Origin of the sequence: Chryseobacterium sp. c4a (genome assembly GCF_009900745.1) — a bacterium.
Taxonomy (GTDB): domain Bacteria; phylum Bacteroidota; class Bacteroidia; order Flavobacteriales; family Weeksellaceae; genus Chryseobacterium.
Map to the genome: position 1 here is coordinate 39,307 of NZ_WXVU01000014.1, position 12,984 is coordinate 52,290.

Genomic DNA, 12,984 nt, shown 5'->3' on the forward strand with positions numbered 1-12,984 from the left:
TCCCGAAGGGACGACTTAACAAAAAATAGGATAAAGTCCTATTGATAAAAGATGATAATAACAGAATTAGTAAACAGAATCCCAGTAATAGAAATCCACGGTGACAACAACCGTGAGGTATCAGAACTGGTGTTCGACAGCAGAAAGGTTACAGAAAACTCTCTTTACATTGCAATGAGAGGAACAGTGGTGGATGGACACTCATTCATTGCATCTTCTATTGAAAAAGGAGCAACAACAATCGTTTGTGAAGAATTCCCTGAAACACTGGCAGAAAATGTAACTTATATTAAAGTGAAAGATTCTGCTAAAGCTTTAGGTCATCTTGCTTCAAACTTCTATGGAAACCCGTCTAAAAAGCTAAAACTGATCGGAGTTACCGGAACCAACGGAAAAACCTCTGTTTCTACCCTGCTTTTTGATGTTTTCAAGAATTTAGGATATGATTCTGCTTTATTATCAACTGTTGAAATAAGAATTGGAGAAGAAATTATTCCAGCTACTCATACCACTCCGGATGTTATTACCATTAATAAAATCTTAGCTGAAGCAGTGGAAAAGGGATGTGAATTCGCTTTCATGGAAGTAAGTTCTCACGGAATTGCTCAAAACAGAATTGAGGGGTTACACTTCAAAGTAGCAGGATTTACCAACCTTACTCACGATCATTTAGATTATCATAAAACCTTCGAAGAATATTTAAAAACCAAAAAAAGATTCTTTGATGAATTAGAAGATACAGCCATTGCCATCACCAATATAGATGACAAAAACGGTAGTGTAATGCTTCAAAATACAAAGGCTACAAAGAAGTCTTACGCTCTGAAAACAATGGCAGACTACCACGGAAAACTACTGGAAGTTGATTTCAATGGAATGCTGCTGAACTTCAATGGGAAAGAATTCTGGACTACATTAACAGGAAAGTTCAATGTATACAACCTATTACTGGTTTTCGGAATTGCAGAAGAACTTGGATTTGCACAGGATGAAATTCTTCAGGCCATCAGTAAGCTAAAAAGAGTTTCCGGAAGATTTGAAACCATGAAATCAGACGGTGGAATTTTCTTTATCGTAGACTATGCACACACGCCGGATGCCTTAGAAAACATTCTGGACAGCATCAATGATATCAGAACCAAAAACGAAAGATTAATCACCGTTTTCGGTTGCGGAGGAGACAGAGATCACTCGAAAAGACCTGAAATGGGAAATATTGCCACTAAAAAATCAACATTGGCAATCATCACTTCAGATAATCCGAGAACAGAAGATCCGGGACAGATTATCAAGGAAATTGAAGCAGGCGTTGAACCTCAGAACTTCAGCAAATACACTTCAATTCCGGACAGAAAAGAAGCCATCAAAATGGCGATAAAGTTTGCAGAACCTAAAGATATTATTCTCGTAGCCGGAAAAGGACACGAAAATTATCAGGAGATAAATGGCGTAAAACACCATTTTGATGACAAAGAAGTAATTAATGAGCTTTGGAAATTAATGTCCAAGTAAATTGAAAGATTGAATTCATTTAAATGATTTAAAAATTTGATTATGACGAAGAATTTTGAAAATTTTCCAGTATATATCAAAAGTTTAGATCTTATTGAAAAAGTTTATTCATTTCTTCAAAGTCAAAGTTTTGAAAAAGAATTTGAATTTAATAACCAGATAAAAAGAGCGAGTTTTTCAATTAGCAACAATATTGCAGAAGGCTCAGAATATAATAATAACAGACAATTTATTAAATATTTAAAAATTGCAAAAGGCAGCTGCGCTGAAGTAAGAAGTATGCTAATTGTAAGTAAAAGATTAAAATTAGGTGATCAAAATAAAGCAGAAGAAATCATTACCCTTTCGAGAGAAGTTTCTTCAAACATATCAAACTTTATTAAGTATTTAAGTGAAAATATTGAAAAACCCAATCTTTAAATCTTTAAATAAATTAAATTTTTAAATAATAAAAAACAGAAACATGCTATACTATCTATACGAATATCTAACCGACCATGGAATTCACGTTCCGGGATTAGGAATGTTGAAATACATCTCCTTCCGTGCCGGAATGGCTGTGCTATTCTCTTTAATTATTGCTCTTGTCTACGGAAAAAGAGTGATCAATTACCTGAGAACAAAACAAATGGGTGAATTAGTCCGTGATCTTGGATTGGACGGCCAAAAGCAAAAAGAAGGAACTCCTACCATGGGAGGTCTTATCATCATTTTGGCTACCATTATTCCTGTATTGTTGTTTACAAGAATAACAAACGTATACATTGTCTTACTGCTGGTTTCAATGTTTTGGATGGGAGCTATCGGGTTCCTTGATGATTATTTAAAGAAAATCAAGAAAAATAAAGACGGATTAAGCGGTAAATTCAAAATTGTAGGACAAGTTGGTTTAGGCTTAATTGTCGGAATCACAATGTATTTCCACCCAGACATTACCGTTAAAAGAAAATATGCTGATGCAAAAGTGGTTAATAGAAACAACGTAGAGCAAAACTTCATGCCTACAGAAAAAATCACAGTTTCTACAGTACCATTCGCGAAAAACAATGAGTTTGATTACAGCGGAATCCTGTTTTGGATGAATGAAAAAGATGCCCATGAGTGGGCATGGATTGTCTTTATCCCTATCGTGATCTTCATTGTAACAGCCGTTTCCAATGGAGCCAATATCACAGACGGAATAGACGGTCTCGCCGCAGGAACCAGTGCCATCATACTGCTCACCCTTGCGCTTTTCGCCTACCTTTCAGGGAACATCATCTTCGCAGACTATCTGAATATCATGTTCCTGCCGAATATGGGAGAAACCACCATTTTCGCAGTCGCAATGGTAGGTGCCGTCATTGGATTCTTCTGGTATAACACCTATCCTGCCCAGGTTTTCATGGGAGATACAGGAAGTTTGATGCTGGGCGGAGTAATTGCCGTTTTAGCCATTATTTTAAGAAAAGAATTACTGATTCCTGTTTTATGCGGAATCTTCCTGATTGAGAATCTATCTGTAATGCTTCAGGTAATCGTTTTCAAATACAGAAAGAAAAAATACGGGCTGGAATATGCTCAAAACAATAGACTATTCAAAATGTCACCATTACACCACCATTATCAGAAAGAAGGATTTCACGAAAGTAAAATCGTAAACAGAATGATTATCATTGGAGTAATACTGGCAATTGTTTGTCTGATCACCTTAAAAATGAGATAAAATTAAAAGCTGTAAGCAATAAGCTTAAAGCTTAAAGCCTATAGCATAAAGCTTTTATAATATGAAAATAGTTGTTTTAGGAGGAGGAGAAAGCGGATGTGGAGCTGCTTATTTGGCCAAAAAGAAAGGTCTGGAAGTATTTCTTTCAGATAAAGGAGCCATTAAAGATAACTATAAGCAGTTTCTTACCGAAAATGGAATTGAATTTGAAGAAGGAAACCACGATGAAGAAAGGATTTTAAATGCCGATTGGATCGTAAAAAGCCCGGGAATCCCGAAAAAAGCAGAGATCATCCACAAAATTCATGAAAAAGGAATAAGACTTTCCTCTGAAATTGAATTCGCTTCTGAATTTACAGATGCTAAGATCATTGCCATTACAGGAAGCAACGGAAAAACAACCACCACTTCATTGATCTATTATATCCTGAAAAACGATGGATTAAACGTAGGCTTAGGAGGAAACATTGGATATAGCTTTGCAAAACAGGTTGCAGATGAAAACCATGAATATTATGTACTGGAAGTAAGTTCTTTTCAGTTAGATGATATTCAGAATTTCAGACCTTATATTTCTTTATTGTTGAATCTGTCTCAGGATCACCTGGATCAGTATAACTACAACTATGAAGAATATGCATTGGCAAAATTCAGAATCACTGAAAACCAGGAAAATGATAACTTCTTCATCTACAATAAAGATGACGAAATGAGCAAAAACCTGCTTGAAAAGTTAGAAATAAAAGCGAAGATGATTCCTTTCTCCACAAAGGAACAGCTTCCTGAAGGAGGTTTTGTAAGTGACGATCAGATTGTGGTAAAATTGAAGGATGAATTCTCCATGAAAGTTGAAGAATTATCCCTACTTGGGAACCATAATGTTGCCAATAGCTTAGCAGCATCAATTGCTGGTAAGATATTGAAGATCAATAATGAAAGTATCAGACATTCATTAATGACATTTCAGGCAGTAGAACACAGATTGGAATTCGTAACTGAAACAGATGGTGTAAAATACATCAACGACAGTAAGGCAACCAATGTGAATGCAACTTACTACGCCTTAGAAAGTATGAAAACTCCAACCGTATGGATCGTTGGAGGATTAGATAAAGGAAATGACTATACTGAAATTGAAGATTTAGTCAAAAGAAAAGTAAAGGCAATTGTTTGTCTTGGAGTTGATAATAAGAAGATTATAGATTTCTTCAAAGATAAAAAGGAGTTTATTTATGATACTTCAAGCATGGAAGAAGCCGTGAAAATATCAAAATCACTGGCCAAAAAAGGAGACACCGTTCTACTTTCTCCATGTTGTGCAAGCTTTGATTTATTCAAAAGCTATGAAGACAGAGGTCGTCAGTTTAAAGAGCAGGTATTAAAAGCCAATAGCCATTAGCCAAAAGCAAATAGCATTAATTATGGACGAGCAGAATACAGAAAACAGATTTGAATTTCTAAAGGGCGATAAAGTACTTTGGATGGTCATTCTTGTGATCTCCATTTTCTCTATTTTCCCTGTTTACTCTGCAAGTTCAAACCTGGAATATATTGTGAATAACGGAACCACTACAGGCCACGTTATCAAACACATGTTCTTCGTTCTCTTAGGATTAGCCATTATGCGCCTTGTAGGAACGATAAAATATGAATACATCGGAAAGCTCAGCAGTATTCTGTTGGGACTGATGATTGTCTTATTGATTGTTACGATGTTTACCGGACAAACCATTGACGGAGCCAGTGCCTCAAGATGGTTAAAAATTCCGGGAACACCAATATCATTCCAGCCGTCATCATTTGCCTTCCTGATGCTGATTATCTATTTATGCAGATATCTCACCAAGAAGATCACAAGAGAAAGACTCCCTATAGAGAATATCATGTATATTTTCGGGCCTATTCTTCTTGTTTTTGTATTAGTGGCAAAAGACAACGGTTCCACGGCATTAATGATTCTGATGGTTTCAGTAATTGTTTTGATTGTCGGGCAGCTTCACTGGAAATACATTGCAGGTTTTATTTCAGCCTCATTTGTAGCCATTGTCTTTTTCCTATTGATTGCATTGAATACCAATATGATTGGAGGAAACCGTGTTCACACATGGATGAGCCGTATTGAAACATTTACATCAAGCAAAGCAAAATCAGCAGATACCGATGATGAAAGTGTAAAAGCCAAAAATTATCAGGTAATGCAGGCTAAAGCTGCTATTGTACATGGTGGAATTACCGGAATGGGGCCAGGAAAAAGTGCATTAAAACAAATGCTTCCACAATCTGCCTCCGACTTTATCTTCGCTGTTATTGTAGAAGAATATGGAGTTATTGGAGCAGCATTCCTGATCAGTCTCTATCTGATTATGATGATAAGGATTGTGATGATTGCCAGTAAAATGCCAGCCTTCTTCGGATCGTTGCTGGTGCTCAGTCTCGGAGTAATGATTTTTATACAGCTATCGGTAAACATTGCCGTTGCTGTCAATCTGATCCCGGTAACAGGACAACCATTACCATTGATTAGTTATGGGGGAACCTCAATGTTGGTAACCTATTTACAGTTAGGAATTATCTTAAATATAAGCTCAAGAATTCAGATCTATGATGAAGAAGGAATGGGCAAAAAACAAAGCATAGCGGAAATAAACGATATCGCATAAACCCAAAGAGTCCCAAGGGACGATTTAACAAAAAATCGGACACAGTCCTATTAATTAAAATGAACAAAAAATTAAAAGTAATACTATCAGGTGGAGGAACAGGAGGACACATCTTCCCTGCCATCGCTATCGCTGACGAAATCAAAAAAAGATTTCCGGATGCAGAATTTTTGTTCATTGGTGCCAACGGAAAAATGGAAATGGAAAAAGTTCCACAAGCAGGCTACAAAATTGAAGGAATTGATATCGCCGGATTCAACAGAGGAAACTTATTATCCAACTTAGGACTTCCTTTTAAGATTCTGAAAAGCTTATCCAGATCTAAAGACATCATCAAAGACTTCAAACCGGATGTTGCTATAGGAACAGGAGGATTTGCAAGTGGCCCTGCTTTATATGAAGCTACCAAATTGGGAGTTCCTGTTTTTATTCAAGAACAGAATGCCTATGCTGGAGTAACCAACAAAATTTTAAGTAAAGCAGCTAAAGCCATATTTACAGCCTATCCGAAAGTCGCAGGATTTCCTGCAGAAAAAATAAAATTCCTGGGAAATCCGATTCGTTCCACAATTATTACGGGAATGCAGGACACCACTCAGGCAAAACAAAAAATGGGATTACATAAAGATAAACTTACCATTCTTTCGGTAGGTGGATCTTTAGGCTCCAGAACATTAAACAATGCCTGGGAAGCTCATTTAAAAGAAATTGTAGACAAAGACTATCAGCTCATCTGGCAGACAGGAAAGCTTGATTATAAAGATATTATTGAAAAAACAAAAGATACTGTAACCAGAAATATTCTGATCCGTGAATTTATCAAAGACATGGAACTTGCATATTCTGCAGCAGATATCATCGTTTCAAGAGCGGGAGCCATTGCCATTTCAGAGTTGGCAGTAGCACAAAAACCGGTCTTATTGGTACCATTCCCTTTTGCAGCAGAAGACCACCAAACCAAAAATGCCATGAACCTGGTGGAAAAAAATGCAGCAAGAATGGTAAAAGACTCTGAAATGCAGGAAAAATTCTGGAATACATTATCAGAAATCTGCGAAAATGAAAATGTTAGAAAAGAAATGTCCGACAATCTAAAGTATTTTGCTAAACCTGATGCTACCAAAGAGATTGTAGATGAGATATTTAAAGTGATTAATAGATAAAGGAAGAAATGAAGAACTTAGAAACATATCAAAACTTTTACTTCGTTGGAATCGGAGGGATAGGAATGAGTGCCTTGGCGCGTTATTTCCATGCGTCCGGAAAAAAAGTATTAGGCTATGATAAAACCAACACCAAACTTACTCAAAATCTGATGCAAGAAGGTATTGATATTGTTTTCGAAGATCTTATTGATAAAAGAATAACTTCTCTTCAAAAAGAAGATACACTGATCATCTACACTCCAGCCATCAAAACGCTTGGAATTTTAGATTACTTCAATCACAATCAGTTTGAAGTTTTAAAACGTGCTAAAGTTTTAGGATTAATCACTGAGAACACAGATTGTATCGCTGTAGCAGGAACTCATGGGAAGACGACAACTTCTACCCTTGTTTCTCACTTATGTAAAGAAGCAAATCTTCCTTTTTCATGCTTTTTAGGCGGTATTTCTGAAAACTTTAAGTCAAACTTTCTTTATAACGGTTCTACCTATTCTGTAGTGGAAGCAGATGAGTATGACAGAAGCTTCCTAAACCTTTCTCCGGATTGGGCTGTGGTAACTTCTACAGATGCAGACCATTTGGATATTTATGGAGATAAAAGCCATATTGAAGAAGGTTTCAGACAGTTTGCAGCCTTAGTTCCTGAAGACAAACAACTATTCGTAAGAAAAGGTGTTGAAATCGGAAGAGGACATCAAACTTACGCTGTTAATGAAAAGGCAGATTATTACTCAGACAACCTGAGAATGGATCATGATAAGATTTATTTTGACTTCCACACCCCAACAGAAACTATAAAAGATTTCGTTTGGGAGATCCCAGGAATCCATAATGTAGAAAATGCTACTGTAGCATTAGCTATTTTGCACAATTTGGGCGCAGATTTTGATACGCTGAAAAAGGCAATTGCCAATTTTAAGGGAATTAAAAGAAGATATACCAAACATTTTTACGAAAATGGTAAAATTTATATAGATGATTATGCTCACCACCCAACAGAAATCAATGCGGTAATGAGCTCTATCAAAACATTTTATCCTAATAAAAAGCTATTGGTAGCCTTCCAGCCTCACCTGTTCAGCAGAACAAGAGATTTTGCAGACGGATTTGCAGAAAGCCTGAGCAATGCGGATGAACTGATCTTATTGGATATCTATCCAGCTAGAGAACTTCAGGAGAATTTTGAAGGAATCACTTCAAGCTGGCTGCTGGAAAAAGTAACATTAGACAAAAAAGAAGTATCAACTTTATCCGATGCTTTTGAAAAAATAAAAGAAAAAGATTTTGATATCCTTCTCACCGTAGGAGCCGGAAATATAGACACCCTATATGACCCGATCTGCGAATGGCTAAATAAATTGTAAACAGTAATAATGTATTTACGTATTCATGAATACATTTTACATAAATACATGAATACAAAAAATGTATGAAAAATAAGTACAGAATATTAAAAATTGTTATCACGGTAATCATCCTAGGGTTGTTACTGAGTTTCTCGTTGAAGAGATTCGGTGGCCAGAAGATTACGGATAATAAGATTTCTGTAAAAATGAATGAAAGAACTCCCGTTTACTTTGTTGATGAAAAAGATATCAGAGAAATTGTAAGAAAGGAGAATCCGTCAGGAAAAGTAGGAGATCTTAATATTCCGGTATTAGAAAAAAAGATCAACTCCCTTCCAGCTGTTGACAGTGCCAATGTATATCTGAATCTAAACGGAAAACTTAATCTGGATATCAAACAGAGAGTTCCTGTTTTCAGACTCAATAAAGATGGGAAAGACTTTTATGTGGATGAAAAAGGTATTGAGTTTCCTATTTCAAGAACCTATTCACACCCTTGTATGTTGGTCACAGGAAATGTACAACCAGATGAGTATGAAAAACTGGCAGAATTGGTTGGAAAAATTGATAATGATGACTTCAGTAAGAAGTTTTTTATCGGAATTTCAAAAACTAAAGACAATTACAGTCTTCTGACCAGTGAAGGAAACTATAAAGTGGAAATTGGAGATCTTGACAATATTGATTTTAAAGTAAAAGGATTTAAAACATTTGTGGAAAAATATCTGGTATATCAGGATCCTCAGAAATATAATATGGTTTCTGTAAAATATCAGAATCAGATTGTAACCACTCTCAATCCGCACTTCAAGGAAAACGACAGTATCCTGAAGGCTGGTAAATTAGAAATGGCAAAAGCTCCGGCACTCACAGCTGCAGCCAAAAAAACAGAGGCAAAGCCCAAAATAGCCGAAACAAAAAAAACAAACTCAACTTCAGTAAAACCGAAAGAGAGCACAAAACCGAAAACACAGGCAAAAGAAGCTAAGAAAACAGAGAAAAAAACAGCGGCCCCGGTACAGTCCAAACCAAAGCCGAAACCAAAGGTGAAAATAGAATAAAAAAGAGTCTTAAAAGGGCTATGTAACACAAAGCAGGATGTAGTCCTGTATGGAAAAAGTAGAAAAAATCAAATCGATATAAAAATGGAAAATCAAGAGTATTCAGTAGGTCTGGACATCGGGACAACAAAGATAGTCGCGATTGTCGGAAGAAGGAATGCACACGGGAAAATAGAAGTTCTCGGTGTAGGAAAAGCTAAAAGTCTTGGTGTTCATAAAGGTATTGTGAATAATATTTCACAAACAATTAATTCAATCAAGGCTGCAGTATCCGAGGCACAATCCAGTGCCGGGGTTCCTATCCGCAAAGTTACGGTAGGTATTGCAGGAAAACACATTCGTTCTCTGCAGCACTCCGATTATATTATGCGTGAACATCCGGATAAATTCATCACAGATGATGATATTGAAGCATTAAAAGATCAGGTCAAGAAACTGGTTATGCTTCCTGGAGAAGAAATTATCCATGTACTTCCACAAGAATATAAAGTGGATTCCGAAGGTGAAATTCAAGAGCCGGTAGGAATGCACGGAAAACGTTTAGAAGCTAACTTCCACGTTGTAGTTGGGCAAATGGGAAGCATCCGTAATATTGCAAGATGCGTTCGTGAAGCCGGTCTAGAAATGGAAGCCCTCACTTTAGAACCATTAGCCTCTTCAGAAGCTGTTCTTACCAAAGAAGAGAAAGAAGCCGGAGTAGCCATTGTAGACATTGGAGGGGGAACCACAGATATTGCTATCTTCAAAGACAATATCATCCGTCATACCTGCGTAATCCCTTACGGAGGCGGAATTATTACGGAAGATATCAAAGAAGGATGCTCCATTATTGAAAAACATGCTGAACAATTGAAAGTAAAATTCGGTTCGGCTGTGCCTGAATTAGAAAAAGACAGTACTTTTGTAACAATTCCGGGGCTTCATGGGCGACCAGATAAAGAAATCTCTTTAAAAACCCTTGCACAAATCATCAATGCAAGAGTAGAAGAAATTTTAGAAATGGTAAACACCGAATTAAAAGCATACGGAGCCTTTGAACAAAAGAAAAAGCTGATTGCCGGAATCGTTCTTACAGGGGGTGGATCAAACTTGAAGCATCTTAGACAGCTGGCCAACTATACAACAGGTTTTGACAGCAGAATCGGTTTTGCGAATGAATATATCGCCAACGATAAAAATCAGTACCTGAAAGGCCCTGAATTTGCTACTTCTATTGGGTTACTGATGGAGAGTTTGAAGATCAGGGATAAAAAACAGACTGTTGATGATATAGAAGAAATCATCAAAGAGCAGACTAAGCCTGAAGTGGCTCCTGTACAAGCAGAAACTGTTCAACCCGTTCAGCCGACCGCTACTCCTGTTCAGGAACAACCGGTTGCCAATGAAAAGCAGGAAAACAGAAAAGCGAGATTGACCTTTGGCCAATCGCTTATGGAAAAAGTAAAAAAATTCTTTGAAGAAGTAGAGTAAATTATAAATGGTGAATGATAAGCGATAAACGATCTTTTCCTTATCAATTATCATCAATCAATTATCAATTATAATTATTAAAAGTATAGTTATGGAAAATATAGGTACACAAGGATTTTCATTTGACCTACCAAAAGGAAATTCATCCATCATAAAAGTAATCGGTGTAGGAGGCGGAGGAAACAACGCATTAAAACATATGTACGAAAAAGGGATCCACGGAGTTGATTTCGTAATCTGTAATACAGACGCGCAAACCCTGGATAATAACCCTGTTGCCAATAAAGTTCAATTAGGAACTTCCATCACGGAAGGTCTTGGAGCTGGTGCAGATCCTGAAGTAGGAGAAAAATCTGCAATTGAAAGTATTGAAGATATTAAAGCTGCTATGGGTCAGAACACGAAAATGGTGTTCATCACTGCCGGAATGGGTGGTGGTACAGGTACCGGAGCTGCCCCTGTCATTGCTAAAGTAGCAAAAGATATGGGAATCTTAACCGTAGGTATTGTGACCGTGCCTTTCAGTTTTGAAGGAAAAAGAAGACTAGAACAAGCCGAAAACGGACTTGATAAATTAAAAAATAATGTTGACTCCTTAATTGTGATCAACAATGATAAACTAAGACAGCAATTTGGAAACCTTGGATTCAAACAAGGGTTTTCTAAAGCCGATGAAGTATTAGCTAATGCCGCTAAAGGAATGGCAGAAGTTATTACAGGTTACTTTGATGTAAACATCGACTTTAGAGATGCTAAATCTGTGCTTCAAAACTCTGGTACTGCTCTAATGTCTACCGGTACTGCTTCAGGTGAAAATAAAGCTGAAGAAGCCGTAAGAAAAGCATTAGATTCTCCGTTATTGAATGACAACAAAATTACAGGTGCTAAAAATGTACTATTGTTGATCAGAAGTGGCGCGGAAGAAGTTACCATGGATGAAATCGGAATCATTATGGATCACATCCAGAAAGAAGCTGGAAATACAGCCGATATTATTTTTGGAGTAGGTGCTGATGAAGAATTAGGAGATGCAGTAAGCGTTCTTGTTATCGCAACAGGATTTTCTAATGACAATAAGAAGTTTTCAGGCCCAACAGAAAAGATTAGAATCAGTCTTAATGACAATTTAGAGACCCCAAAATCCTCTCCTTTTAAAACAAGAGAAGAAAGAGAGTCTTCGCCAGAAATAACGCATGATTTCGGCGGAAAAAGCCTGTTCAGACTGGATGATGAAGATCATGATACCCCGTTCAATGTGACTTCTACCGAAAAAAAAATGATTATTGAGGAAGAAGAGATCAGAACAGAGATCAAATTCTTTGATAAAGAAGAAAATACAATCAATACTCCTGAACAAGGGTGGAGAAACGAAGATGAGCAAGAAGAATACAGCTTACTTTCTATTGAAGAAGAGGAAGATCCAAATGATTTGGAAATTCAGTCTTTCTCTTTTGATTTTGACAATAAAAAGGAAGACCCTCAATCTGGAAATGTATTCAACAACAGCGCTTCACAAGAAAAACCTGTTGAATTCAATTTCTTCGTTAATGAACCTATCAGAAATGAGCCAAAAACAGATTACGGACAGCCTAAGGCGGAATTTAATACGCCAACAAATGCTGCTGTAGCAGAGCCTGCTCAAAAAATTGAGACGTTCTACCAAAAAGAAGAACCAAAAGTTGAAACAAGACCAGCTTTTGAAAACAAAACAGAAATCGAAACTCCTAAAACTGAAGAATCAGAATTCACTTTCGTGAACAAAACGATTGATCAGGACAGAGTAATCGAAAGAAGAAATAAATTAAAAGAATTCAATTCACGTTATCAAAGCTTTGATAGCACAAGCGAATTCGAATCTATTCCTGCGTTCAAGAGAAAAAATATCTCTATTGACGGAACCAACGCATCAGACCAAAACATCAACACGTATATGTCTGATAACAATGGCTCTATGCAGATCAGAGAAAACAGATTTTTAAATAAAGACGTAGACTAAAATAATGTAACAATGTACCAATCTAATAATGTAACAATTCTGTGCATTTTATAATTGGTACATTGGTA

At 36.7% G+C, this 12,984-nt stretch carries 10 protein-coding genes; all 10 read left to right on the top strand.

The window, feature by feature from the left end; translation table 11 throughout:
• The first annotated feature begins 51 nt into the window (after positions 1 to 51).
• The 10 genes from GTR01_RS17210 to ftsZ all read left to right on the top strand — a co-directional run bounded on the left by GTR01_RS17210 (position 52) and on the right by ftsZ (position 12,916).
• Entirely contained in the window at positions 52 to 1,512 is a 1,461-nt protein-coding gene (locus GTR01_RS17210) for a UDP-N-acetylmuramoyl-L-alanyl-D-glutamate--2,6-diaminopimelate ligase (RefSeq protein ID WP_160139014.1), read from the top strand.
• A gap of 42 nt (positions 1,513 to 1,554) precedes the next feature.
• Complete coding sequence (locus GTR01_RS17215) at positions 1,555 to 1,932, top strand: four helix bundle protein (protein ID WP_160139015.1); 378 nt, start codon at positions 1,555 to 1,557, stop codon at positions 1,930 to 1,932.
• Between the two features lie 43 nt (positions 1,933 to 1,975).
• Positions 1,976 to 3,217: a phospho-N-acetylmuramoyl-pentapeptide-transferase gene (gene mraY / locus GTR01_RS17220; RefSeq protein ID WP_160139016.1), complete on the top strand. Its 1,242-nt coding sequence runs from the start codon at positions 1,976 to 1,978 to the stop codon at positions 3,215 to 3,217.
• Positions 3,218 to 3,278: 61 nt separating this feature from the next.
• Positions 3,279 to 4,616, top strand: a complete 1,338-nt coding sequence (gene murD, locus GTR01_RS17225; protein ID WP_160139017.1) for a UDP-N-acetylmuramoyl-L-alanine--D-glutamate ligase — start codon at positions 3,279 to 3,281, stop codon at positions 4,614 to 4,616.
• Between the two features lie 22 nt (positions 4,617 to 4,638).
• A complete protein-coding gene (locus tag GTR01_RS17230; protein WP_160139018.1) occupies positions 4,639 to 5,877 on the top strand; it encodes an FtsW/RodA/SpoVE family cell cycle protein in 1,239 nt (412 codons plus the stop codon).
• 59 nt (positions 5,878 to 5,936) lie between these two features.
• A complete protein-coding gene (gene murG, locus GTR01_RS17235) occupies positions 5,937 to 7,040 on the top strand; it encodes an undecaprenyldiphospho-muramoylpentapeptide beta-N-acetylglucosaminyltransferase (protein WP_160139019.1) in 1,104 nt (367 codons plus the stop codon).
• 8 nt (positions 7,041 to 7,048) lie between these two features.
• On the top strand, positions 7,049 to 8,407 hold the full coding sequence (gene murC / locus GTR01_RS17240; protein WP_160139020.1) for a UDP-N-acetylmuramate--L-alanine ligase: 1,359 nt from the start codon (positions 7,049 to 7,051) through the stop codon (positions 8,405 to 8,407).
• A 65-nt stretch (positions 8,408 to 8,472) separates the two neighbouring features.
• Positions 8,473 to 9,450, top strand: coding sequence for a cell division protein FtsQ/DivIB (locus GTR01_RS17245; protein WP_160139021.1), 978 nt, complete (start codon positions 8,473 to 8,475; stop codon positions 9,448 to 9,450).
• A gap of 84 nt (positions 9,451 to 9,534) precedes the next feature.
• A complete protein-coding gene (gene ftsA, locus GTR01_RS17250) occupies positions 9,535 to 10,920 on the top strand; it encodes a cell division protein FtsA (protein ID WP_160139022.1) in 1,386 nt (461 codons plus the stop codon).
• A gap of 91 nt (positions 10,921 to 11,011) precedes the next feature.
• Positions 11,012 to 12,916 (top strand): cell division protein FtsZ, encoded by a 1,905-nt coding sequence (gene ftsZ / locus GTR01_RS17255; protein WP_160139023.1) that lies wholly within the window; start codon positions 11,012 to 11,014, stop codon positions 12,914 to 12,916.
• The last annotated feature ends 68 nt before the right edge of the window (positions 12,917 to 12,984 follow it).